The following is a 24389-nucleotide window of genomic DNA, read 5'->3' on the forward strand; positions in this document are numbered from 1 at the left end:
TGTTTCTGCGCCGTGCTCCTTGCCGATGCGGCCAGCTGGCATTCAGCGCGGAGAAATAGGGCCCTGGTGCTTAGGTCCTAACGCACGGGAGAAATCCTGGGCTCGATAATACGCCTGACGCAACCGGGACAATTATGCGCTTCCGCATCTGGTCACAGTACACCCTCGAAACCGGCTGCGGCCCGAAGTTTGCATCCCAGGCAACCCGGAGCTGGCTCGAGAAGGTCGGTGTGACCCCAATTCGGATCTTTCCGGGATCACCCTAGGAGAACGAATACAGCGAACGTTTCAATGGAACGCTTCGCCGTGAGATGCCCAATGCCGAACGGTTGAAGATCACAAAACAGGCGCAGATCGTCATTGAATGATGCGTCAGGCAATACAACCACACACGTCCGCATCAAGCGCTCAACATGTGCCCGCCGGTGGCGCAGCGGCATCGTCCAAGGGGCCGGGAAAACCAGGGCCGACTGGTTGCTGAAATGACCGAGCTGGTCCGGCAAGATGGCAGCTACCGATATCGGGGGGGCGCCGTGCTGCTGCGAGATCCAGTCTGGCAGGTCAGTTTCAATTGGATCGAGCGGCTGTGGCGGCGCTTCTTGCCGGGATCACCGATCAGAACGTCGTGGCGGTGTTTGGAAATGTCGATGGCGACCAGTAAGGTCGGCGCAGTAGAATAAGTGGCGGTCATACCCGGCCTCCTCAGCGGTGTGGTTTACGCAAAACCACTGTTGAGACCTGAGACCCGGTTATGGCCACCCGCTGCGCGATTTGAGGGCTGCGCGCGTGGCCATAGCCTCTCAGCGGCTAATCTTCCCGACGTGCTATGGGCCGGAGTTTGTTGCCAATGCGTGCGGACCTGGTGTGCGGCTGTCGGGGCAAAAATCCGCCTTCATCGAGCAGAGAACCTGACAAAGCCCTCCCCAGATTGATTGCAGAAAGAGCGCCCGCAACAGGTCATGCGGGCGCTCCGGGAGTATTGTGTGCCGTTACTCAGCCGGTAACGGATCCTCATCATCCACTGTCGATGCGACTCCTGCCGCGTTCCGGCGGCTATCGTTGATGATCGCCTTGATCAGTGCAAAGCCCATCAGCACCATCGCAAAGCTGAACGGCAACGCGGCGATGACCATCGCGGTTTGAATGGCTTTCAGGCCACCGACAACGAGCAGGGCGCCAACGACCAATGCCAGCGCAATACCCCAAAAGATGATATGGGGGCGCGCCTTTGGACCATCGTCACCGGCCGCGTTGATGGTGTTGATGATCAACACAGCCGAGTCCGCGGATGTCACCAGATAGGTCAGCAGCAATACGACGACGATAACCGAGAAAACCCAGGTCAGCCCGTCGCTGAGCAGGACCGCAAGTGTGGCATAGAGCTGATCGGAAATCCCAACGCCCAGGATCGCGTTTTCGGCCGCGCCGTTCAGTTCCAGATTAATGGCCGTTCCACCGATAAAGGCAAACCAGATAAAGCACATGATCGACGGAATGATCATCGCGCCAAGAATGAATTCACGCACTGTTCTACCGCGTGAAATCCGGGCCAGGAACAGGCCGACAAACGGCGTCACGGCAATCCACCAGGCCCAATAGAACACGGTCCAGCCGCCTTGCCATCCGGCCAGAGCCGTACCCTTCTCGGTGCCATCATCAGACCACACGGTGAAACTGATTTCCGGCAGCGCGAGCAGGTAATCCCAGATGCCGACGAAAAACACTTCGAGAGCGAACATCGTGGATCCGAAGATCAGGAAGAACGCCAACAGGAAGAAGCTCAGTCCCATATTCAAGTTCGACAGCCATTTGATCCCGCGCCCGACGCCGGACAGCGCCGACAGCGTAGAAGCGCCGACAATGACCAGAAGGGCGAACAAAATTGCAGCGAAGGAGGCTTTCTGACCGCCGTTTCCGTCGGCCACCAGCAACCAGTCACCGACACCAATGCGTGCCAAGCCGGCCACGAACTGTTCCACGCCGAACCCGAGTGTCTGCGCAATGCCCAGAACAATGGCGACCACCGAAACGATGTCGACAACATGGCCCAGCCGGCCCGACAGCGATTTGCCGAACAGCGGGATCAGTGCGGTGCGGACAGTCAGGGGCAGATTGCGGCGGTAGGAAAAATAAGCAAACGCCAGCCCCGCGATCGCATATGCGCCCCACGCCGAAAGGCCCCAGTGCGTGAAGGACCAGATATAGGCAGAGCGCACGGCGTCAGCCGAAGTCCCGGCGACGTCGCCCATGATCACGTTCGGGTTATTCTGAAAATGGTAAATCGGTTCAGCGGTCGCGAATGTCAGCATCCCGATCCCGATACCCGCGCTGAACATCATGGAAAACCACGAGAAATTCGAGAATTCGGGCTTTTCGTTGTCCAGCCCCAGCCGCAAGCGGCCTGATGCGGGCAAAAGGGCCAGAACCAGGCAGAGGATCAGGAAAAAGGCCACGGCATAAATATACCAGTAGTTAAACACCCCGAGAATGAGCGTATTTAGGGATCCCAGCGCCGATGAGGCACTCTCCGGAAAGGCAACAGCCCACACGATCAGCGCCATCACGAGCAGCTTGCCTCCAACGGCCACGTCTTTCGAAAACCCTGCGTAAAAGCCGCTCTCCGAAACCGGAATGTCCAGTTTATTTAAAGGTGGTTTCATACTTTCCTCCCAATGTGTCAAAACCGACCCGTCGGCAAACCGTGGTTCCGGTCTGCCGGCAGGTATTGCGTATTGCGAATGCTGGCTGGCTTGTTCAGCCCAGCAGGCGCTCGTCGAGCGGGTAGGTCGAGATCGTCTCGAACCCGCTGCCGGTCACCACGCCCTGATCCTCCAGCTTGACCATGTGGTCCCCGCCGACCTCGCCCACCAGCGCCTCGACACACAGCGTCAGGCCGGGCTCGAGAACGGCGTCGAAGGCACCTTCCACCAGACGGTCGGGATAGGCGATCAGAGGCCACTCATCGCACATCCCCACCCCGTGCATCGGCGAGGAGTATTTGAGCGCCTGATACTTGTCCTGCAGCACATGCAATGAGCGGGTCAGGTCCTCCATGTGGAGGCCAGGCTGCAGGAGCGCCGTGTTGTAGCGGATGTGTTCGACGGCCTCGGCATAGCTCTCGCGCATATGGGCCGGCGCCAGGTCGTCGCCGATCCACCATGTGCGGCTGAGGTCAGCGCAGATGCCGTAAGGTCCGATCAGATCAGTATCGAAAGCGAGGATCTCATTCTCGGAGATGACCCGAGGCCCGCATTCCTGGAACCAGGGGTTTGTGCGCGGCCCCGAGGTGAGCAGCCGTGTTTCGATCCATTCGCCGCCACGTTTGATGTTTTCGGCATGCAGAACGGCCCAGACGTCGTCTTCAGTCACCCCGCCGTTCGGAATCTCGGTGCGCGCGAAGTCTTCCATTGCGGCCATGGCGCGTTCGCAGGAATGGATGGCGCAGCGCATGGCGCGCAGCTCGTGCTCGGTCTTGATTCCCCGCGTGCGTTCGGTGACTTCCTCGCCGTCGCGATACTCCAGCCCCGCGCGGCGGATCGCGTCCAATCCGGCAGGCTGGATCTTGTCGATGCCGATCTGAGTATGGCCCGGTGCGTGGGTGGCAAGCAGGTCCGCCACCTCGGCGGCGAAGGCGTCGGCCGCCGGGCCGATCCGGTCGCCGCGTGCGAAATAGAACATGTCCGCGCCGGACCGGCTCTCGCGGACAAGCGGATTATACTCGGCCAGGAACGGCGCGTTCTTGTAGTCCCAGATAACCATGTAACCGTCGGCGCAGAGCAGGCAGGCCCGGAACGGGTTGTGGGTGTTCCACAATTGCATGTTCGTCGTGTCGGTTGCGTAGCGGATGTTCAAAGGGTCGAACATCAGAAGGCCGCCATAGCCGCGCGCGACGATGGCGTCGGTCAGGCGCTTATGGCGGGCTTTGCGCATCTCGGCCAGGTCGGGCAGTTCCAGACCCGCCTCGCGCCATTCGGCATGGGCGAGCGCGGTTGGTCCGATCTCGACCCGGTTGCCGTCATTTTCCGTCCCGTCGCCAAGGCGTGCGCCCTGGCTTGGGTCGATCTTCCGGTGATCCCTGTAATGCGAGTTCATTCTGTGCATCCCTTTCAGAAGCTTGGAGACATGCGAAAACATGCCCGCGTGCTTGAGGCACGCGGGCAGTGGATCAAGCCACGTTTGCCGCCTGATCCGCGTATTGGCCGATGGCCGTACACGGGATGCTCAGGTCGTGGTTTTCCGGTGTCTGGCCGGCATATTTGCCGATGGCTGCACGCGGGGTGCGCGGGGTGCGCTTTTCCGCTGTGTAGTCGTTGATCAGGTCACAGGGCGTGTAGTTACGTTCGATCTCGTGCAAATCCTCTGCATCGAGTTCTGTCTCAAGCGCCGCAAAGGCGGTGTCGAGTTGGGCAACACTGTCCGCACCGACGAGCATCGACGAAATCTCTGACTTGCGCAGAACCCAGGCCTGCGCCACCTGCGAGGAAGTGATGCCTTTGGCCTCGGCCACACGCTGCACGGAACAGGCGATGTCATAGGACGCCTGGTCATTGTACATCTGCGCGGTAAAGAAGTCGGTCTTGTTGCGGGTCGAGTTGGGATCATTGGCCAGGGTGCCCCGCGCCAGCGGGCTGAAGGACGACACACCAATCCCCTGATCCATGCAGTAGGGGATCATTTCGCGCTCTTCTTCACGGTAGGCGCAATTCAGCTGAAGCTGCATGTTGACCGGCTTGGTCCAGCCATTTTTTTCGCAGACATTCAGGATCTTGGCGAATTGCCATGTGTACATGGTCGACACGCCGATATACCGCGCCTTGCCGCTGCGCACGACGTCGTTCAGCGCTTCCATAGTTTCTTCGACCGGGGTTTCGGTATCGAAGTAGTGCAGCATGTAGATATCGATGTAATCCATCTTCAAGCGCTGCAGCGAGCCATTGATGGCATCGAGGATATGCTTGCGCGACGTCCCATAAGAGTTCACGTCCTGACCGATCTGGTAGCCCAGTTTGGTTGTCAGGATCAGCTCATCCCGGCGCGCCAGGCGGCGCAGGATATTGCCCACCACGGCTTCGCCTTCGCCCGCCGAGTAAAAGTCCGCCAGATCGATAAAGTTGATCCCGTTGTCCAGTGCGTGGCCGATCAGCGGCTCGCTTTCGGCTTCGTCAAAGATCCACGGCTTCCAATCCTTGGAACCCATGTTCATTGTTCCAAGGCACAGCCGAGAGACGCGCAGGCCCGAATTGCCAAGGCGTGTGTATTTCATTCTACAGTCTTTCCTAGTGAATGAATTGATGGTGGAGAGGTCGGAGGAGGATCACCCGTAAGCGATCCAGACTCCTTTGGTTTTGGTGTAGGAACTCAGCGAATGGATGGCCATTTCCTTGCCCCAGCCGCTTTCCTTGAATCCGCCGAACGGGCTGGACAGGCCGTAACAGCCATAGCGGTTCACAAAGATCATGCCCGCATCCAGGCGATCCGCCATTCGGTGCGCCACATTGATGTTGCCGGTATAGACCCCGGCGGCCAGGCCATAGGTGGTGTCATTGGCCAGGGTCAGAGCGTCCTCTGCGGTATCAAATGGCGTACAGGACAGAACCGGCCCAAAGATTTCCTCTTGGGCAATGCGTGCGGAACCCGGTACATTCGCAAAAATTGTCGGGCGGATGAACAGGCCGTTGGCGTTGTCACCTCGCTGATCCGCATGGCCGCCAGCGACCAGTTCGGCTTCACCTTTGCCGATTTCGATGTAATCCATGATGCGCTTGAACTGCGCCGCGTTGCATTGCGGGCCCTGTTGCGCATCTGCGGACAGCGGATCGCCGCAGCGCACCGCCTCGGCCTTCTCGATCAGGCGGCTCATGACATAGTCATAGCTGCCTTTCTGGATCAGGAAGCGGGTCGGCTCGGAGCATTTCTCGCCCTTGTGCGAGAACATGACGGTAAAGGCGCGGTCGATCGCTGCGTCCAGATCCGGCGTGTCGTCGAAGATGATGCAAGGCGATTTGCCGCCCAGTTCCAGGGTCACTGCCTTAAGGTTAGATTGACCCGAGTTCTGCACAATCTGACGGCCCACATTGGTGCTGCCGGTAAAGGACACCTTGTGGACGTCGCGGCTGACCGTCAGGTGGTTGGCCACCGGCCCGTCACAAACCAGCAGGTTCAAGAGCCCGGCGGGCAGGTCAAGCTCTCGGTCGATCAGTTCGAACAGGAATTGCGTGGCCAGCGGCGTGTATTCGGAGGGTTTCATCACCACCGTGTTGCCCATGGCCAGCGCAGGCGCGATTTTCAGGCTGGCCTGATAGAGCGGAAAGTTCCACGGTGCGATCAGGGCGCAGACGCCCACGGGTTCCTTGTTGGTGAAGTTCAGAAACCCGTCTTCAACCGGCGAGACCTCACCGTAGAACTTGTCGGTCCAGCCGGCGTAGTATTCGAAGATCTCGGCGCAGGTCGGGATGTCGTCCACCATGGCCTCGGACAGCAGCTTGCCGTTCGGCAGGCTTTCCAGAATAGCCAGCTTTTGCGTGTTCTCGCGGATCAGCCGGGCGATGGCATTGAGCACATCGGCGCGTTGTTTGCGGGTGGTCTTGCGGCTCCAGACATCGCTTTGATGGCAGCGGTGGGCGGCAGCTGCGGCGGCATCCGCCTGACCCGCATCGGCCAGCGCGATGGTGCTGAGGGTTTCGCCTGTGGCAGGGTTCTTCACATCCCAAGCCTGACCTGCACCGGCCACCCACTGGCCTTTGATATACTGCTTCTTTTCTGCCTTCAGCCAGGTTCTGGCCCAGCTCAGATCTGCATCGAGTGTCATTGTACTTCCTCTATTCCGGAAAGAGCTGCGCGAACGATGGACACATCGCCCGCGGCCTGTTTCGCTACGGCCGAGGCACGGCTGTAGCCATATTTGCGTTTGACCTGCATGAGGCTCGGGCCCAGCCCTTGCGCATTTTCGGTGTTGCGCTGGGAGTTCAATTCCAGCCCCTGCACACAGTTGCGGCGCAGCGAGGACACCCCGCTCTGCAACAGGGCAATCATGTCAAGCAGGGCGATCACGACCAGCATCTGCCACGGGTTGTAATCCAGTTCCCCGTGATCCTGGGTCATGCGCACCGTCGCCGCGCGGCCACAGGCCATCATGGCGCATTGCATAGTGAATTCGGGGATCGTCGGATTGATCTTGCCCGGAATGGCCGATGAGCCGGGCTGCTTTACCGGCAGACGGATTTCGCCAAAGCCTGCATTCGGCCCTGACGCCATCAGCCGCAGATCCCCGCCAAACCGGATAAGTGTCCGGGCGATCTGTTCCAGCGACGACGCCAGGTTTTGCAGCGGATCATGAGCTTGCGACGCGGCATACAGATTGTCGGTGCGGCGTAGATCCTGGGCCAGGCCTGCCTGTTCCAGAACCGTGTTCAACTGATGGATGACCTCATTGAAGAAATCCGGGTCACAATCATCAGACCGCCCGATGATATTGCCGCCCAGGTTCACGGCTGCCAGATCGCTGGCGTCTGCGCCGGCGCGCGCCGTCAGCTTGCGCAGATTATGCGCAACCCCGCCGAAATAGTCCCCGGCGCGAATATCCACCGCATCCTGCAGGCAGGTGCGCGCCAGTTTGGGCTGGTCCCCCATCTGTTTAGCGCACTGTTCGAGGTCATCCACCAGTCCCACTAGCTCGGTTTCCAGCTCCGCCCAGGCGGCACGGGCCGCGATGTGGCAGGCGGTGGACAGGCAGTCGCTGGTGGAATGATTGAGGTTAAGGTGATCATTCGGATGCAGCGGTGCGTTGCTGCCAAAAGACGTGCCAAATCGCTGATGGTTGGCGAGATTGGCCAGCACTTCGTTGACGTTCATGTTGATGCCGATCCCGCCACCCCCATGAAATGAATGTATGGGGAAATCTGCCCCCAGAGGCTGTGTCAACAAATGGTCTATGGCCGCGCTGATCGCTTCTCCCACGTCCTCCGGCATGGCTCCGATGGACACGTTGGTCTGCGCAGCCGCGCGTTTGACATGCAGCATCGCCTCGATCAACTGTGGATAAGCAGATAACTTTTGCGCGCCAAATAAGGGGAAAAGTTCTGCGGAGCGCTGTGTTTGAGCGCCATAGCGGGCATTCGCAGGCACAGATACCGAGCCAAGGGTATCATGCTCCGTCCTGAAGTGATCCACGGACACCACGCCTCCCTCGTGTCGAGCTGTCGTGGCGTGTCTTTGGTGAAATTCAGGGATTCAGGCAAATTACAAAAAGGAATAAGCATTCCTTTTTGTAATGACGTTGGCGCGAGAACTGACTAAGTTGCATGGCACTATTCCACAGTGGCTTGCGCATCGCACCAATGAATAATTCCCCAAGTCTCACCTCGCTCCGGGCCTTTTCGGTTGTTGGCAACTGTCTGAGCGTTACCGGCGCGGCCAAGCATCTTGGCGTCACCCAGAGCGCTGTTAGCAGGCAGATAAAAGCGCTGGAGGACGCATTGGATCTCAAGCTGTTTGATAGGGTCGGCAACAGCATTTCGTTGACGGAAGAGGGCCGGGTCTTCCATCAGCGGATTTTCGAGACATTTGGCCTTCTGGAAAACGCTGTGGGCGAAGCCACCGGATCCCTTCAACGGCATAAAATCAACCTGCTGGCGCCACCCACCTTGGCGTCCCGTTGGCTGACACGGCGCCTGCCATCCTATCCACAACGGTTTCCGGGTGTTGAATTGGCCGTCCACACCGAGCCATGGCCTGATATCCGCATGGATTGCGTCGTTCAATTTGGCGCACATCCCACCGCAGGATCCGAACATGTGCAGCTGCTGGTGGAACAGCACATTGCCGTCTGTTCGCCGGCACTTTTTGAGGACCGTAAGGCCATGCGCGCCAGCTGCCTTTTGCATGTCTTTGACAAAGGTGTGCGCTTTCCTTTGTGGGAGGACTGGCTGGCACTTGAGCCGGACAACCCGGATATTCCCAGCGGGACATCCATGGAATTTGCAACGCTTGAGCTTGCCATTCAGGCAGCCAAAAATTCGGTCGGCGTCGCCGTGGTCGACCGCAATATGATTGAATATGAACTCAACGCAGGCAGCCTTGTCCAGATTTCTCCAACAACTGTGGTTGGGCCAAACGGATACTGGCTTGAGATTTCAGAAGAGCAACAAGCCAAAACCCGCTCGGTGCAGTTCTTTCGGTGGCTCAGAGGCGTGGCAGGCCTAACGGCGGGCGCGTTCTAGAAACTGCAGTTACCTCGCATTAAGTCGTGTGCTTTTGCAGGAACAAGGCCAGCGGCGGATAGATGCCGCTGGAGGTGCGCAGGTAAAGGCATCCGGAAAAGGGGAGAGCACGGCTCGTCAGGGCTGCAGCCCTTAGGCATATCGCAAATTTGCGGCGGGAATAGATATGTCACTGTGCTTAGCCAGGTCCGCAAACTTGTCCCGCCTGACAGAAACCAACTTCTTATACGACCAGAGCGCAAACTTCCTCGGATCGACATTCCTGTCCTGGTTTCCAACCGCAGCCGAAAACTCACCCCAGTATTCAGAAAGCAGGTCAGGCGGATAGTAAATCGGTTTCGGATTCTCAACATATCTCGCTATCAGATTGTTGACGAGTTCGTCGTTCTCCCTCAGCGACACGACAAGGAACCTGTCTTTCAAAGCAGCAAATGTGGGGTCACCGGCAGTGAACAATTCGCAGAACGATCCGCTGGAATCAGCCAGAATTGGCTGATCGGCACCTAGCCGAAGAAGGTCCTCGACCGCCGTGCGTTCAGCCAGCCGATGCAAGTTTTGCCGTTTCACATATTCGTTGAATTCGATCCCGCCTTTGTCCGGGTTGCCGGGCATCCCCAAATAGGACGTCAAAGGCGCAAGCGTGTCCTTGCACAATTCATTGTCCAGGCTGAGAATGCCCAGTTCTTGCAGCTTGGACAGCATTGCACCCTTGCTGACCTCGGCATTGAAGGCATCAAGAATCTGCTCGCGCAAATACCGCTCTTGGATTTGGGCGTCTATCGACACATAGTGCCACGCCCCGGATTGGTTCAAATAGCTCGAAAGGAGCGTTTTTCCGATTCCCGACATCCCGATCAAGAGGATGTCACGCGGTTCATTCAGAAGAGATTGAACCTCCGGGGGCAAGCACGTCAGTTTCATGGCGTTCCGAATTTTCCGTCGATCACGCTTTGCACCGCTTCAACCGTCGGATCGACCGTTGCGAACTCCTCTTCACGGGCAAACAGGTCCATCAGCCGCGCAGGCGTATCCGGAAGTGTGCCGAGCGCTTCTTCGACAGCCGTCGGGAATTTTGCCGGATGGGCTGTTTCAGCGACAACAATGGGACCGTCAAGCGTTGCCTTCAGCTGATCTGCCGCGAAATATCCGGTTGCTGAATGCGGGCAAATGATCTTGCCGAACTGCTTGTGGAGCTGGCGCATGGTGTCCAAGGCGTCGCCTTTGCCGCATTTCATCGCTCCGAAGTTCTCGGTCAGTACGGAACGCTCGGCTTGCGTGAGTTCGTAGTAAGACTGTTCGGCCAGCTGTTTTTGCATGTCGCGCGTTGCGTTCCCGTCGCGCCCTTTCAATAGCCACAGCATGCGTTCAAAGTTGCTTGAAACCTGAATGTCCATGCTAGGTGAGATTGTTGGAATGGTCTCGGCTTTCGACATCCGTCCAGTGTCGAACAGCCGGGGAAGGACGTCATTCTCGTTTGAGGTGACGATCAGCTTCCCGATGGGAGCACCCATTTGCTTCGCGATATAGCCCGCAAAGATATTGCCAAAATTTCCGCTCGGCACAGCGAAATTCACAGGCTGGCCGCAATCGTTGTGGATCTTCACCGAAGCGTAAATGTAATAGGACGTCTGAAGGAGGATCCGGGCCAGGTTGATCGAATTCACAGCCGTGTAGCTATATTTTTCAGCGGCTTCGCTTTGATACAGGCTCTTGACTATGCTTTGACAGTCATCGAAGTCTCCCCGGACGCTGATGGCCTGGACATTTTCCGCTCCCAGGCAGGTCATCTGCTTGCGCTGCACGTCAGATACGCGGCCCTCCGGAAACAGAATTACTGCATTGGCGCGCGAACGCCCCGCAAAGGCGTTAGCCGTAGCCGCGCCAGTATCTCCTGAGGTTGCGCAGAGTACTGTAGCCCGTTTGCCGGTGAGTGCGAGTTCCCGGTCGATCGCTTCCGCCAGAGGAGCGAGGGCGTAATCCTTGAAAGCCAGTGTGGGGCCATGAAATAGCTCCATGCTCCACAGTTGGTCATTCAGGCGGGTCAGGGGCGGGCCATCACTGCCTTCAAAACCGGCCAGTGCATGTCCTATGCCTGCGGTGAAATCGCCCTGCTGCCACTCGGCTCCGCCAAACAGCGCCAGAACATCCGATGCAATCTGGTCGTAGGGCTGCCCGCCCAGCGTAGTCAGTTCGCCGGGTGTGAGTTCGGGCCAGGTCTCGGGCACGTAAAGACCGCCATCCTCAGCAGTGCCACGGCTTAGCAATTCCCGGAGGGATCGAGCAGGTGCGTTCCCGCGAGTGCTGGAGTAGAGCATAGCATTCCCCTGGATTTCCAATATTGTGGACTTAGCAAGGCTTCAGCAGCCAGTAAAGAAAAATCTAATATATTGGATATTGAGAATGAACACACACGCAGCCACTCCAGATATCGGAAAAATAATGAAGGAGGCCAGAAAGTCGCTTGGCCTGACTTTGGAGCGGCTCTCTGAGCGTACAGGGGTGTCCCGGTCGATGCTGTCCGCAATTGAGCGGGGCGCTACAAACCCGACCTTCTCCATTGTCTGGGCACTTTCTCAAGCGCTTGGGATTGATCTCAGCTTGCTGGAAAGCGGGCCTGGTAAAGAGGAGCCGATTGAGCATCTTCATCACTATTCCACGCCAATGCGGCGCAGCGCGGATGGGAAATGTGAGTTATATATGCTCAGTCCGCGGCGAACGGTTCTTCCTGTTGAATGGCACAGGCTGCTCATGAAGCCTGGAGCAGAGCTGGATTCAAAGCCTCATGCCCCTGGCACCTTTGAACACCTGACCTGCTTGTCTGGGTCACTGTCGGTAACGGTTGGCGATCGGACCGTCCGGGCGGAGGCCGGCGACACACTGCGATACCGCAGTGACTGCAACCATCGCATTAGCAACGAGGCGGACGGGGAAACGGAGGCGATCCTTCTCGTGGCCCAGCCGACTCAGTATCAGGAGCCGACCGCGTCAGTTTGAGGGGGGGGCGCAGAAGGGCTTGACCGAATCTTTGCAATATTCCTATATATCGGATACAATGCGGTATATTGGAAAACATAAAAAGAACCTTCGTCTGGTGCCTCCGGGCTCTGGCGGGCCGGCAAGCCCGCCAGCCTCCGCAAGTTTGAGCGGCGGCCTGCGGCTTGGCTCTTCATCCAGCTTCCACCCGCAGAAACGGACTTGAGGGCTTGAACCCAAGCCTCTCGTTCTCAAGCTCAATTCCGGCCATGAAGGTGCTATTGGATGTCTACTGATCAACTGTCCCAAGGAGCGCGCGGACGCCGCGGACGCCGCCGTGATGGCGGGGCGCCGGCCCCAGCAATCGTGCAGCGGCCCTTCACCCAGCTTAAGCGTCCTTATCCGGCCGTTGAGCTCATTTCGGATGATCAGGTCGAACATATTCACCAGGCATCCCTGAAACTGCTTTCAGAAACCGGCTTGGACGTTTTGCACGATGACGCGCGCGCCGTGATGAAAAAGGCGGGTGCAGATGTCAGGGATGGCGAAGTGCGCGTGCGCTTCGATCCGGATCTGATTAACCAAGCCGTTGCAAGTGCTCCGTCGGAGTTCACGCTGCACGCGCGCAACCCCCAGCACAACGTTGTTATGGGTGGGAACAATATTGTTTTCAACATGATGGCAAGTGCGCCGAATTGCTCTGATACGGACCGGGGACGGCGTGCTGGCAATCAGGAAGACTATCGCAATTTCCTGCGATTGGCCCAGATGCACAATGTGCTGAACGTGACCGGCGGGTATCCTGTCGAACCTGTCGATATTCACGCCTCTGTCCGCCATCTTGATTGCATCCAGGATTACATCACGCTGACCGACAAGGCGTATTGTATCTACTCGCTAGGCGAGGAGCGTGTGTCCGATGCGATCGAGATGACACGGATTGCCCATGGTCTGACACACGAGCAGATGCGTGATCAGGCGTGTATGTTCTCGATCATCAACACGAACTCTCCTCTGCAGCTCGATATTCCGATGATGCAGGGGGTGATGGCTTTGTCCGAGATGGGCCAGCCTGTCGTGATCACACCCTTCACGCTGGCCGGGGCAATGGCGCCGGTTACGATTGCCGGGGCCGTGACATTGCAGAATGCCGAGGCATTGGCGGGGGTGACCTTTACCCAGATGGTGCGCCCGGGCGCGCCGGTGATGTATGGCGGTTTCACGTCCAATGTGGACATGAAGACCGGCTCACCGGCGTTTGGCACGCCGGAATACATGAAGGCGCAGCATATCGGCGGCCAGCTGGCGCGGCGCTATGGCATTCCTTATCGCTCATCGAATGTATGCGCGGCCAATACGGTCGACTCGCAGGCTGCATATGAGGCGGTTTTCTCGCTTTGGGGCGCCATCAATGGCGGCGCAAACATGCTCATGCATGGGGCCGGCTGGCTCGAAGGGGGCCTGTGCTGCTCGTATGAAAAGGTGATCCTCGATATCGACCTGCTGCAGATGATTTCAGAATTCCTGCAACCGGTTTCGACCAGCATTGACGATCTGGCGCTGGAAGCCATTAATGAGGTCGGGCCGGCGGGCCACTTCTTTGGCACTGAACACACCCAGGCGCGTTACCGCGATGCCTTCTATTCACCAATCCTGAGCGATTGGCGTAACTTTGAAGCCTGGCAAGAGGCTGGATCGCCGATTGCGATCGAGCGTGCAAACGCGGAGTGGAAGAAGCGGCTTGCCTCATACGAGGCTCCGGTCCTGGATCCGGCGATCCGAGACGAGTTGGACGCTTTTGTCGCCAAGCGCAAGGCCGAGGGTGGCGCAGCGACGGACTTCTAACGCTTACGGGATCCGTTCGCGGGTCGCAAAGGACGTGATCGCGCTGCCGACCCGCAATTCATTAACAATCAGAAACCCCGCTTTCATTCAGAGATGGCCTGGAATCCAAACGGGGTGCGCGCACCCTATTCCCTGGCGCTATGAGAGCTGAATCCCTGAGGATGAACGAAACATGCCTACTATTCAGACCGAAGAGACCACAGGCGGCAAGAAACTTCCGTCCCACGCCAAAGTCGTTGTTATTGGCGGCGGCGTTGTTGGCTGCTCAATCCTGTTCCACCTTGCAAAATTTGGCTGGAAAGATGCGGTGCTGCTTGAGCGTGACGAGCTGACATCCGGTTCCTCCTGGCACGCGGCCGGGGGCATCCATACCATCAGCTCTGACCCTAACATCTCGCGCCTGCAGTCATATACGATCAACCTTTATAAGGAAATCGAGGAACTGTCTGGCCAATCCGTCGGCTTGCATCAGACCGGTGGTTTCTACGCTGCTTCCACCAAGGAATGGTATGACTACCTAAAGGGCGAGCGTTCGAAGGCGCGTTACATGGGCCTGGATCAGGAATTCATCTCGCCCAAGGAACTGGCCGAGCGTCACCCGCTGATCGATCCGGACCACTATCACGCGGTTCTGTGGGATGCGCAGGACGGCCATCTGGACCCGTCCGGCACGACATATGCTTTTGCCAAGGCGGCCAAGGCGCATGGCGCACAGTATTTCACCCACTGCGGCGCAACCGGTATGACGCAGCGCCCGGACGGCAGCTGGGACATCGTCACCCCCAAGGGCACGATCAACGCAGAGCATGTTGTGAACTGCGGCGGTCTGTGGGCGCGTGAGGTGGGTCATATGGCGGGCATTCAATTGCCGGTTCAGCCGATGGAGCACCATTACCTGATCACTGAGCGCATGGATGAAGTTGTGAACTTCGGTCAGCAACTGCCGCACGGGATCGACTTCGAGGCCAACGTCTATTGCCGCCAGGAAGGGCAGGGCATGCTGCTGGGCACCTACGAGGCCCAGGCGACCCCGTGGAAAGTCGGCGGGACGCCCTGGGACTTCGGCCATGAACTGCTGCCGCCGGATCTGGACCGGGTGGCAGACCGCCTGGAAACCGCATTCGAACGTCTCCCGGCGATGGCCAATGCCGGCATCAAGGATGTGATCAACGGCCCGTTCACGTTTGGTCCAGACGGCAACCCGCTGATCGGTCCTGTTCCGGGCATGAAGAACTACTGGGTGGCTGTTGGTGTCATGGCGGGCTTCTGCCAGGGCGGCGGCGTGGGCCTGACCTTGGCGGAGTGGATGATCGACGGCGAACCCTCCATCGATGTCTGGGCGATGGACGTAGCACGGTTTGGCGAGTTCGCGACACCTGACTGGGGCACCATCAAGTCGTCGGAGAACTACGAACGCCGCTTCGTGATGACCTTCCCGAACGAAACCCTGCCCAAGGGCCGCAAGCAAAAGACAACCGCGCTCTATGACCGCATGATCGCCAAGGGGGCGGTGATGGACCAGGGGTTCGGCTTGGAACATGTGCTGTGGTTTGCCGACGGTCCCGAGGATGCGCATGAGGTTCCATCCTTCGAGCGCAACCGGTCGCACGACTATGTCGCGCGGGAAATCAAGGCCGTGCGCGAAGCTGTCGGCGGCATCGAGATTGCCAACTTTGCCAAGCATGAGTTCAAGGGCGAGGGCGTTCGCGAATACCTGAACCATATCCTGGCCGGTTTTGTCCCCAAACCCGGACGCCTGGCGCTGACACCGATGCTAACACCCAAGGGCAAGCTTTACGGAGACCTGACCGTGGCTTGTCTGGCCGAGGATCACTTTATGCTGTTCGGTTCTGGCGCGATGCAGGAGGCGCACCGCCGCTGGTTCGAAAAAGACCTGCCCGCAGGCATTTCCTATGCCAATGTTTCAGACGACTGGCACGGCATCGCCCTGTCAGGCCCGAAATCGCGGGAACTGCTTGCCCGGATCACACGCGACGATGTTTCAGCCGAAGCCTTCAAGTTCCGCGACCTGCGCCAGACTTTTGTCGGCGGCGTGCCGGTGATTATCAACCGGATCAGTTTCTCCGGTGAACTGGGCTATGAGATCTACTGCAAGCCGCAATATCTGATGCGCCTGGCAGACGCCATCGAAGAGGCCGGCGCGGATCTGGGCTATCGCTGGTACGGCGCACGCGCACTGCTATCGATGCGGCTCGAAAAGGGCTGGGGTGTCTGGACGATGGAATACCGTCCCGACTTTGACGCGGTCGAATCCGGGATGGATGTCTTCATCAACTGGAAAAAGGAGTTTGTCGGCAAGGAGGCAACGCTGAAGGCCCGCGAAGGCGGCGTTTCCCAGAAACTGGTGACGATGACGATCGACGTTGAGGGGATCGACGTGGCCCATGATGAGGCGATCCTCAAAGACGGTGAGCCGGTCGGTTACGTCAGTTCGGGCGGCTATGCACATCATGTCGGAAAGTCGATGGCCATGGGCTACGTTGCGGCCGAGTTCGCGGCTCCCGGAACGAAGCTTCAGGTGGAGATCCTTGGCAACTTTTACGATGCGCTGGTCTTGGCAGGGCCGGCCTACGACGCCAACGGCGCAAATATGCGTTCCTAATTCGGGAATAGGACTATGGGGCGGCCAGAGAAAAAAATAGGCTCGGACCGATGTGAGCCGGTTGAATTGAACCGTTTCGTTTTCTTGCTGATGCCCGGGTTCTCAGCTTTGGACTTGGGATCCGGAATCGACTCTTTGGCCGCCGCAAACGAAACATCTGGAAAGACGCTTTTTCAGTGGAAAATTGTCAGCGAAACGGGTGACAGTGTCATTTCTTCTTCGGGACTGAATGCAGCAGTTGACAGTGCTTTGCCTGATGTGCGCCGCGAAGATTGCATCGTTATTTGTTGCGCCTTCAATTCCCAAAATTACCCCAAGTCTGGCAGAACCGCGGCTTGGTTGCGGCAAGCAGCAAGAATTGGGGCGCAACTTTGCGGACTGGGAGGCGGAGCACTGTTTCTCGCTCGAATTGGCATCGCAAAAGAGGGGCGCATCAGCTCGCACTGGAGAATGAAACCCATTTTTCAAGAGAGCTTTCTTGAGCTGGATCCTGTCTGCACGATTTTTGAAGAAACTGCCAACGTCGTCTCATGTGGTGGCGGCGTTGCCACTCTGGATCTCTTTTCCGCGCTGATCTGTCAGAAGGCCGGCCCGGAAGCCTCCACTCAAGTCGCTGATCAACTCCTCAGCGCATCTGTTCGGGATGGGAGCAGTCGCCAGGTTGTGGCCAGTCTCCGGCGCGTCGAATTCAGGAATGAAAAACTGTCAAAGGCAATAGGCTATATGCAGGAATGCTTGGAGGATCCTGTTTCGCCGTCAATCATCGCTGAACAGGTTGGTATTTCGACGCGGCAGCTCGAAAGGCTCTTCAGCCAGCATTTGGGAAACAGTCCAAAGAGCTATATGACGGTTCTCAGGCTCGAGCGAGCGCGCGCGCTTTTGCAGCAAACGCAGATGCGCGTGATTGATGTCGCGACTGCCTGCGGTTTCTCATCGGTCAGCCACTTCTCGAAACACTACAAGAGGCAATTTGGCATCACTCCCCGTTTCGAAAAGGCCGTGCTCGCACACTAAATTCAGACTGCGGCAATGGGACCAAATCAGGCCAAGCTGGTCACAGCGCAGCTGTGTGGTACCATCGCGATTAAACGCAGAAGGTGCCTTACGCCAATGAGCCCAGCCATAGACCTCGCTGCCTGCTCAACAACTCCAAGGTCAGAAACGGCCTCCGCGGACTGCTTGTTCTACGGCCAGTAGTTGTTACGCAGCCAAGTCGAAAGCGGCGAAAGCAATGGTGTAGGATTAATGGGGCCTAACCTAAGTCCTGGCCGCTTCAAACGCTTGCCATGCTTCCTCGAATGCGTCGAAGTCGAACCCGGGCTTGCGCGCAGGCTCCAGGATCAGTTTCTCTGTTTCGAGCAGTTTGAGGATGGCCTGTTCGAGATCATCCAACACCTCTGGGGGGATCACCAGTGCGCCGTGACGGTCCGCATGCACCAGATCGCCGTCATTGATTTCCAGGCCGAAGATGTTGACGGGTGTTCCGAGTTCCTTGACGTGTACGAACCCGTGGCTGGGGCCAATGGAGCCAGCAACAACCGAGAAGCCCTCGGGCAGATCGCCCAGATCCCGCATCACACCGTTGGTCAGCGCGCCGCTGATGCCGAAGCCTTTATGCACGGTGGTGTTGATCTCGCCCCAGTAGGCGCCGATGCAATGGGGGAAGTCCAGATCCTCGACCACGGTGATCGAAGGCCCGGTGCCGAGAGCCATGTGCCGGTAGTAGTCCATGCGGCGCTTGCGGATCACTTCGGGCGGTTCTTCCGGCGGGTTCACCGCGGCAATCTTGGCGGTGCGGGCATAGCCCACCATGGCGCCGGCATCCGGGTCCGAACACAGCATGGTGCCGCGGGTGAAGGCGTTGAAACCGCGCTTTCCCTCAGCCACTTCGATGGCGTTGCAGACGGTGGGCGTGTCGACCTTATTCAGCAGGTTTAGCAGCGATGGTTTCATATCGTCTCCAGCCAGCGGTTCAGTGCCGCCGTGGTTTGTTCAGGTTGTTCCAGAACCGGCAGATGGCCGGCGTTTCCGATGATTTCCAGCCGGCTTTGCGGCATCAATTCGTGCATCAACTCATGCCGGGTGACGGGGCAGGGGATGTCGTCGCGACCGCACAGCACCAGCGCCGGGCCGGTGAAGGCGCGCAGCGTTTCGCACTGGTCGATGCGGTCGCGTAAGGCTGTGGACTGATTGATGAAAACGTCCGGACCCAGATCCAAGGCCATGTCCATGCACAGATCAAGGATCGCGGCCCGGTTGGGCCCTTCCGTCAAGTAGTTCGGCTTCATCTCCTCGGCCATCACCCGGCGCAGCCCGCCTTGGCGGACGGCTTCGATCTGCGGCGCGCGGCGGGCCTTGACCTCATCCCTTTCGGCCAGCGGGTTGGTGTCCATCAGCGCCAAGCCTGCGATCCGCTCTGGCGCCTGGCGGAGGATTTCCATCGCCAGGATGCCGCCCATCGACAGGCCCGCCAGTGCAAAGCGCGGCGGCGCGTAAGAGAGCAGCTCCGCCGCCAGCGCCGCCATTGTGCCATGACCGCCGATTGGCGCGGTCACGATCGGAACGCTGCCGGACAGCGCCGCAATCTGCGGGTTGAAAAGCCGCGCATCGCACATCATGCCGGGGATCAGGACAAGCGGTGTCATTTGACGCGCCGTGCCCCCTCCGACAGCGCGGCGAGCTTGGCATAGGCGATGTCCGGGTCCACTGCGCCAAAGCCTGCAAAGGTACCAAAGCCGCAGTCCGAGCCCGCGATCACCCGGTCAGAGCCGACGACTTCCGTAAATCTTTCAATGCGCTGCGCGACCAGTTCCGGGTGTTCTACAAAATTGGTGGTAGTATCTACCACGCCGGGCACCAGCACCTTGTCCTCCGGGATCTCTGCCTTGCGGTCGTGGAACACGGTCCATTCATGGGCGTGGCGCGGATTGGAGGTTTCAAACAGAACATAGCGCGATTTGGTGTTCATCAGAGTGGTGAACACTGTGTCCATCGGAATGTCACAGCAATGCGGGCCTTCGTAGTTGCCCCAGCAGATATGCACCCGGACGCGCTCCTGCGGCACGTTTTGCAGCGCGTGGTTCAACGCCTCCACATGCATGTCTGCGATCTTGATGAACTCCGCGTCGGACAAGTCATTGAACAGCATATGCCGCGACAGCGCCAGGTCGGGGCAGTCGAGCTGCAGATCCAGCCCGGCGGCCACGATGGTCTCATATTCAGCCTTCATCGCATCGGCCAGCGCGGCCAGGTACGCCTCGCGTGTGGGATAGAAATCGTTCTGCAAAAACAGCGAGATGACCCCGGGCGACGCCGCGTTCATGAAACCGTATTCCATGCCGTGCTTTGCCATGGCAGTCTTGAGGCTGGCGATGTCCTTTTCCAGCTCAGCCTGGCACTTGGAGCGCACCTCGCCGGTACACATGGGGCGGGCATATTGCGGCGTGCCGCCGTCGTCTGCCAGCCGTTGCAGGAAGCCCGGAAACATCTTCAGATCGGCAGGCGCATTGCGCGGGCTGTCGCCGGAAAAGCCGGTGTAGCGGTCTTTGACGTAGGTGGCATAGGAGATCTTGGAGGTCTCGCCGTCGCTGACGATATCTACCCCCGCGGCAACCTGTTTGCGGACAGTTTCAGAAACGGCAGCCGACATGCAGGCGTCGAATTCCGCTTGGTCAAAAGGCTCCTTCCGCTCGCGGGCGAAGATGAAATCCACGACTTCCCGGGTCCGGGGCAGCGAGCCGACATGGGTTATCTTGACCATCAACCAATCTCCCTGATTTCAGGGGGGTGCCATGCGTACACCCCCTGTACACCCCCTGTGCAGCGGACGGCGCCGCACAGGGGGAATTTCGATCATCAGCCCTGCCAGGTGGCGCCGGCAGGATCGTCGGTGGCAGTGATGCGGTAGAGGCCCGCGTTCCCGGTCATCGACGGTTCGGCGCTGTAGCTTTCGCCGGGCAGCACCAGCGCGGTGTCGCCGTTTGACAAGGTGGTCTCGACCTCGTTGATGGTGATGCGCCAATGGCCGCTGGCGGGCATCAGCACCACCGGCTTTTCCGCCTTGACCTGATCCGCCACGGCAGAGCCGCGGGCCAGGAAATCGACCTCGAAACCGGGCTTGTCCTTGATCAGGGCATCTTCGCCGATGACCTTGGCAGGTTTGTCCGCCGCCAGCGCCATCAGGTCCCAGTAGCGGGCCACGTATTTGCCGACGACGTCCTCGACCGGGACCTCGGGGTAGGCCTTCAGCTGTTCCTCAGTCAGCAGCGGCATGGGGCGCACGTTGTGGGGCAGGTCCTGACCCTTCTTGCTGTCATACAGCACGCCGTTGTCGCCCAGCATCAGCCCGTGGGCTTTGGCGTCCTCGATCACCTGCGGCGCCCAGGTGACGCCGCCGCCAGCATCGTCGCCGCCGAGGATCGACATGATCATGCCATAGTCCTGGCCGACGTTTTCAAAGCCGCGGAAGATGCCGGTGGGGATGTTGAAGATATCGCCTTCCTCGGCGATGAACTCACCCGCAGTTCCGTAGCGGCCCCAGAAGAAGCGCCAGCGGCCCTTGGCGACAAAGAACACTTCGGCGGTGGTGTGGCTGTGCAGCGAGTTGCGGCATTTCGGCGGCTGGCCCGCGGCGCCGATGTTGAAGCCGATCTTGTCGGTGATGTGGACATGCTGGTCCGGGCTTTCACTGACGCCGCCGCCGATGATGGTGAAGTTTTCCTTCTGGTCGGAGCCCGGGGTGTGGGCGTCGATGAAGGCCGTCTTGCAGGGTTTCAATTCGCCGTAGCGGACGATGCGTTCTTGGATGGTGCTCATATCTCGTATCCTCTTGAAATCTGGTTTGAAACGGCTGAGTCAGCGCCCGCAACCGGGCGGGTGGTTGTTCAGCCGCCGTGCGCGCAGGCTGGCGCGGTGGGCGTGATACCGCCGGGCCGCCTGACTGGCGTTCAGAGGAGAGGCACCGGGCCGCATTCAGAGATCGCCGGTCTGCAGCAGGATCTGTTTCCAGACCGAGGTTTCGTCAAACAGCGCGTATTCGCGGCGCAGTCCCCAGGGGCCGAATTCGGCGTGGCTGGCGCCCAGCACGAAGACCTCGGCGCCGGTCGGTTTGCCGAAGACGCCCCAGCCGTCGTGCTTGCCATGCAGCGTCCAGCGCAACGCAGCGCGGGGCGGCATCATTGGATCGTCGCGACCGATCTGGTGGTGGATCTTGAACTCGGCGTTCGGGAAGGAGGCGCGCAGCCCCATCCAGAAGCGGTCCACCGAACCCCAGCTGTGGCCGGTGATGCCACCGGGATATTCCGACTGCACTGCGCGGTCGTATTCGGATTCAATCGCGCGCATGTCGGCATTCATGATCCGCTTCAGGATATCGGCGTATTTCTGGCCCCATTCATTGTCGTTGCCGTTGCCTTTGTAAGGGCCGGGTTGCTCGTTGGCGGGGGTATAGGGCTGCACGCAAGCCTCGGGGCCGCCCTCGCGCGCGATCAGATCGCGGGCGTATTCCTTGGGGTCCCAGCCCATCTGGCGCACGATGGCACCTTGGTCGCGGATCAGCCATTCATCATTGATCTGGTTGTTGATCGCGTGACAGTCGGCCAGGATGCGGTAGGTGAGCTTCTTGCCGGTTGCCTTGCCGTAGACCCCGTCGCCCAGGTGCGTCGCGGTTGAGAGCAGCCGGTGCGAGGACAGCATGCCATTTTCCGGCGTGCCGGACCAGATTACATCCTCGCCCAGAAGGGTGCGGTCGGGGAATTCGGCTAGGGTTGCCATGGTGGCGGCGATCACGCCCTGATTGCCGACAACAACCGAAGCCGGCGAACGCACGACGATATCGGGCGCGTAGTAATCATGCAGCGTGGCGATGCCGCGGTCTTCCCAGATTTCCTTGGTAATGCCAATGATATAATCGGGGAAATCCTTGAATTTAGGGTCAAATCCCTTCATGTCTTCCATCCTTCAGGTATGCGGGCCGAGCCGCGAACGATAAGAGGGCCGTCGATCTCGACCCGGCGCGGCCCGGCGTCGGGGCCTTCGATCTTGGCGAGGAGAATATCGACGGTTTCCGCCACCATACGGTTGGCAGGCTGCCGCACGGTTGTGAGGTTGTAAGTGGGCCAGGAGGCAACGGTGACATCGTCGTAGCCAATGACGGAAACGTCGTCCGGCACACTGAGGCCGAGCTCGAAGCGCAGGGTGTCCATCACGGCGATGGCCATGTGGTCATTGGCCACAAAGACCGCATCCGGCGGGTCGTTTGCAAACATGCGGCGGGTGGCGGCCTGGGCTTCTTCGGTGACGAAATTGCCGACCTCGCGGGCATGCAGCGTCTTGCCGGCGGCGGCCAGTTCGGCGGTAAAGCCGGCCTCCCGGTCGCGCTGGGTCGAGGCGCCCTCCCAGCCGGCGATATAGCCGATTTTCTCGTGGCCGCCTGCCAGCAGGAACTCCGCCGCCTTGCGCCCGCCGGCGATATTGTCGGAGGTCACGGCCGACATCGACGGGTCGTCCTGCGCGCGGTTGAACAGCACCATCGGCACGCCGGCTGTCTGGCAGCGAGCGGAGAGGTCGGAGGAGAGCGCAACCGAGGCCGCGATGATGCCGTCGACCTGGAAATCCAGGATCTCCTCGACCACGCGGTCGATGTTGCCCGCAGCGTGCGACGCCAGGAAGACCAGAACGTGGTAGCCGCGGTCTTGCAGCGCGTTGGTCAGTTTTTCGAGTGCCTCGGGGTAATACTGGTTGTTCAGATAGGCAACGACCAGCCCGATGATGCCGCTTTTTCCGGACACCATTGCGCGGGCGAGCACGTTCGGCCGGTAGCCGAGCTCCTCGGCCGCTTTGCGGACTTTCTCGATCGTTTTCTTAGAGGCGGACGCGCCAGGGGTGAACACCCGGCTGACCGCAGATTGGCTGACACCCGCCAGGCGGGCGACGTCCATTGAGGTGACCTTGCTTGCTCCCATCAGTCTGCCGTCCAACCTCCATCAACCATCATCGCGGTTCCGGTCACCAGGGCAGAGGCGTCTGAGGCCAGGTAGACAGCGGCCCCCATGATGTCTTCGATCTCTCCCGGGCGGCCGAGCTTGATTTTATCCAGTACCCAGGCCCGTTTTTCCGGGTCGTCAAAGGTCGTCCGGGTCAGATCGGTGAGGATAAAAGTCGGACAGATCGTGTTGACGCGGATCTTGTCCGGGCCGAACTCCAGCGCCATCGCCTTGGTGAAGCCTTCGACCGCGAATTTGGAGGCACAGTAGACTGCACGCTCGCGGCCGCCGACGTGGCCCATCTGGCTGGAGATGTTGATGAGAGAGCCGGGGCGGCCGGCTGCCAGCAATCCCTTGGCCACCGCTTGGGTCAGAAAGTAGGCGCCGCGGACGTTGACTTGCATTACCGCGTCGAAATCCTCTGGCGAGGTGTCGGTGGCCTTGCCGTGGCGGGCAAGGCCTGCCGAGTTGACCAGGATGTCGAAGGGGCCGCCTGCAGCCACCGCCTCCGCCGTTGCCGCAACATCGGCGACATCCAGTTTCAGCACCCTGGCTTTCCAGCCGCGGGCGGTCATTTCCGCTGCGATGTCCTGCAGCGCGTCAGTGCGGCGCGCTGCAAGAGTGACCTCAGCACCCAGTTCCGCCAGGGCCACGGCACAGGCCGTGCCGATGCCGGAAGACGCGCCGGCAATCAGGGCGCGCTTGCCCTCTAGGCTGAAACTGGGGGTGCTGGGGAAGGTGGGCATG

19 protein-coding genes are annotated in these 24389 nt (G+C 59.4%); 5 read left to right on the plus strand and 14 right to left on the minus strand.

Annotated elements, in window-relative coordinates:
* Positions 1-989: 989 nt before the first annotated feature.
* The 5 genes from AC5STI_RS18825 to AC5STI_RS18845 all read right to left on the minus strand — a co-directional run bounded on the left by AC5STI_RS18825 (position 990) and on the right by AC5STI_RS18845 (position 8175).
* Entirely contained in the window at positions 990-2660 is a 1671-nt protein-coding gene (locus AC5STI_RS18825; protein ID WP_495447815.1) for a BCCT family transporter, read from the minus strand.
* Positions 2661-2754: 94 nt separating this feature from the next.
* Positions 2755-4092: a dimethylsulfonioproprionate lyase DddP gene (gene dddP, locus AC5STI_RS18830; RefSeq protein WP_495447966.1), complete on the minus strand. Its 1338-nt coding sequence runs from the start codon at positions 4090-4092 to the stop codon at positions 2755-2757.
* 73 nt (positions 4093-4165) lie between these two features.
* Entirely contained in the window at positions 4166-5263 is a 1098-nt protein-coding gene (locus tag AC5STI_RS18835; protein WP_495447816.1) for an aldo/keto reductase, read from the minus strand.
* A gap of 51 nt (positions 5264-5314) precedes the next feature.
* On the minus strand, positions 5315-6808 hold the full coding sequence (locus AC5STI_RS18840; protein ID WP_495447817.1) for an aldehyde dehydrogenase family protein: 1494 nt from the start codon (positions 6806-6808) through the stop codon (positions 5315-5317).
* Positions 6805-8175, minus strand: coding sequence for a lyase family protein (locus tag AC5STI_RS18845; protein ID WP_495447818.1), 1371 nt, complete (start codon positions 8173-8175; stop codon positions 6805-6807). The genes AC5STI_RS18840 and AC5STI_RS18845 overlap by 4 nt, the downstream gene beginning before the upstream one ends.
* A 125-nt stretch (positions 8176-8300) precedes the next feature.
* On the opposite strand from AC5STI_RS18845, the gene AC5STI_RS18850 reads away from it, so the two are divergent.
* Positions 8301-9218: a LysR family transcriptional regulator gene (locus AC5STI_RS18850; RefSeq protein ID WP_495447819.1), complete on the plus strand. Its 918-nt coding sequence runs from the start codon at positions 8301-8303 to the stop codon at positions 9216-9218.
* A gap of 132 nt (positions 9219-9350) precedes the next feature.
* On the opposite strand, the gene AC5STI_RS18855 is transcribed toward AC5STI_RS18850, so the two are convergent.
* Positions 9351-10139, minus strand: coding sequence for a hypothetical protein (locus AC5STI_RS18855; RefSeq protein WP_495447820.1), 789 nt, complete (start codon positions 10137-10139; stop codon positions 9351-9353).
* The gene (thrC, locus tag AC5STI_RS18860; protein WP_495447821.1) at positions 10136-11533 is read right to left on the minus strand and encodes a threonine synthase; all 1398 of its coding nucleotides are present in this window, start codon (positions 11531-11533) and stop codon (positions 10136-10138) included. The genes AC5STI_RS18855 and thrC overlap by 4 nt, the downstream gene beginning before the upstream one ends.
* A gap of 85 nt (positions 11534-11618) precedes the next feature.
* On the opposite strand from thrC, the gene AC5STI_RS18865 reads away from it, so the two are divergent.
* From AC5STI_RS18865 to AC5STI_RS18880, 4 genes are all read left to right on the plus strand, one after another.
* A complete protein-coding gene (locus tag AC5STI_RS18865) occupies positions 11619-12212 on the plus strand; it encodes a helix-turn-helix domain-containing protein (RefSeq protein ID WP_264210807.1) in 594 nt (197 codons plus the stop codon).
* 264 nt (positions 12213-12476) lie between these two features.
* Entirely contained in the window at positions 12477-14036 is a 1560-nt protein-coding gene (locus AC5STI_RS18870) for a trimethylamine methyltransferase family protein (RefSeq protein WP_495447822.1), read from the plus strand.
* A gap of 172 nt (positions 14037-14208) precedes the next feature.
* Positions 14209-16659, plus strand: coding sequence for a GcvT family protein (locus AC5STI_RS18875; RefSeq protein ID WP_495447823.1), 2451 nt, complete (start codon positions 14209-14211; stop codon positions 16657-16659).
* A 66-nt stretch (positions 16660-16725) separates the two neighbouring features.
* Positions 16726-17673, plus strand: a complete 948-nt coding sequence (locus tag AC5STI_RS18880; protein WP_222481266.1) for a GlxA family transcriptional regulator — start codon at positions 16726-16728, stop codon at positions 17671-17673.
* Between the two features lie 243 nt (positions 17674-17916).
* Here the strand turns inward: AC5STI_RS18880 and AC5STI_RS18885 are convergent, their stop codons facing one another.
* The 7 genes from AC5STI_RS18885 to AC5STI_RS18915 all read right to left on the minus strand — a co-directional run bounded on the left by AC5STI_RS18885 (position 17917) and on the right by AC5STI_RS18915 (position 24388).
* On the minus strand, positions 17917-18612 hold the full coding sequence (locus tag AC5STI_RS18885; protein ID WP_495447824.1) for an RraA family protein: 696 nt from the start codon (positions 18610-18612) through the stop codon (positions 17917-17919).
* Positions 18609-19304, minus strand: a complete 696-nt coding sequence (locus AC5STI_RS18890) for an alpha/beta fold hydrolase (RefSeq protein WP_495447825.1) — start codon at positions 19302-19304, stop codon at positions 18609-18611. Before AC5STI_RS18890 ends, AC5STI_RS18885 begins: the two co-directional genes overlap by 4 nt.
* Positions 19301-20419, minus strand: coding sequence for a cobalamin-independent methionine synthase II family protein (locus AC5STI_RS18895; protein WP_495447826.1), 1119 nt, complete (start codon positions 20417-20419; stop codon positions 19301-19303). Before AC5STI_RS18895 ends, AC5STI_RS18890 begins: the two co-directional genes overlap by 4 nt.
* A 95-nt stretch (positions 20420-20514) precedes the next feature.
* Positions 20515-21474: a cupin domain-containing protein gene (locus tag AC5STI_RS18900; RefSeq protein WP_495447827.1), complete on the minus strand. Its 960-nt coding sequence runs from the start codon at positions 21472-21474 to the stop codon at positions 20515-20517.
* Between the two features lie 156 nt (positions 21475-21630).
* Entirely contained in the window at positions 21631-22605 is a 975-nt protein-coding gene (locus tag AC5STI_RS18905; RefSeq protein ID WP_495447828.1) for a nuclear transport factor 2 family protein, read from the minus strand.
* Positions 22602-23621: a LacI family DNA-binding transcriptional regulator gene (locus AC5STI_RS18910; RefSeq protein WP_495447829.1), complete on the minus strand. Its 1020-nt coding sequence runs from the start codon at positions 23619-23621 to the stop codon at positions 22602-22604. Before AC5STI_RS18910 ends, AC5STI_RS18905 begins: the two co-directional genes overlap by 4 nt.
* Entirely contained in the window at positions 23621-24388 is a 768-nt protein-coding gene (locus AC5STI_RS18915) for an SDR family NAD(P)-dependent oxidoreductase (RefSeq protein ID WP_495447830.1), read from the minus strand. Before AC5STI_RS18915 ends, AC5STI_RS18910 begins: the two co-directional genes overlap by 1 nt.
* Position 24389 lies beyond the last annotated feature (1 nt).

The sequence above is a fragment of the Leisingera sp. CC-HEC096 genome (genome assembly GCF_059429235.1).

Excerpts from the sequence above, each read along its gene's own strand:
- AC5STI_RS18900 (WP_495447827.1), bottom strand. The coding sequence starts at position 21,474 with ATGAGCACCATCCAAGAACGCATCGTCCGCTACGGCGAATTGAAACCC.
- AC5STI_RS18840 (WP_495447817.1), bottom strand. The coding sequence starts at position 6,808 with ATGACACTCGATGCAGATCTGAGCTGGGCCAGAACCTGGCTGAAGGCA.
- AC5STI_RS18835 (WP_495447816.1), bottom strand. The coding sequence starts at position 5,263 with ATGAAATACACACGCCTTGGCAATTCGGGCCTGCGCGTCTCTCGGCTG.
- AC5STI_RS18890 (WP_495447825.1), bottom strand. The coding sequence starts at position 19,304 with ATGACACCGCTTGTCCTGATCCCCGGCATGATGTGCGATGCGCGGCTT.
- AC5STI_RS18870 (WP_495447822.1), top strand. The coding sequence starts at position 12,477 with ATGTCTACTGATCAACTGTCCCAAGGAGCGCGCGGACGCCGCGGACGC.
- AC5STI_RS18875 (WP_495447823.1), top strand. The coding sequence starts at position 14,209 with ATGCCTACTATTCAGACCGAAGAGACCACAGGCGGCAAGAAACTTCCG.
- AC5STI_RS18885 (WP_495447824.1), bottom strand. The coding sequence starts at position 18,612 with ATGAAACCATCGCTGCTAAACCTGCTGAATAAGGTCGACACGCCCACC.
- AC5STI_RS18895 (WP_495447826.1), bottom strand. The coding sequence starts at position 20,419 with ATGGTCAAGATAACCCATGTCGGCTCGCTGCCCCGGACCCGGGAAGTC.
- AC5STI_RS18910 (WP_495447829.1), bottom strand. The coding sequence starts at position 23,621 with ATGGGAGCAAGCAAGGTCACCTCAATGGACGTCGCCCGCCTGGCGGGT.
- dddP (WP_495447966.1), bottom strand. The coding sequence starts at position 4,092 with ATGAACTCGCATTACAGGGATCACCGGAAGATCGACCCAAGCCAGGGC.
- AC5STI_RS18855 (WP_495447820.1), bottom strand. The coding sequence starts at position 10,139 with ATGAAACTGACGTGCTTGCCCCCGGAGGTTCAATCTCTTCTGAATGAA.
- AC5STI_RS18915 (WP_495447830.1), bottom strand. The coding sequence starts at position 24,388 with ATGCCCACCTTCCCCAGCACCCCCAGTTTCAGCCTAGAGGGCAAGCGC.
- thrC (WP_495447821.1), bottom strand. The coding sequence starts at position 11,533 with ATGCTCTACTCCAGCACTCGCGGGAACGCACCTGCTCGATCCCTCCGG.
- AC5STI_RS18905 (WP_495447828.1), bottom strand. The coding sequence starts at position 22,605 with ATGAAGGGATTTGACCCTAAATTCAAGGATTTCCCCGATTATATCATT.
- AC5STI_RS18850 (WP_495447819.1), top strand. The coding sequence starts at position 8,301 with ATGGCACTATTCCACAGTGGCTTGCGCATCGCACCAATGAATAATTCC.
- AC5STI_RS18865 (WP_264210807.1), top strand. The coding sequence starts at position 11,619 with ATGAACACACACGCAGCCACTCCAGATATCGGAAAAATAATGAAGGAG.
- AC5STI_RS18825 (WP_495447815.1), bottom strand. The coding sequence starts at position 2,660 with ATGAAACCACCTTTAAATAAACTGGACATTCCGGTTTCGGAGAGCGGC.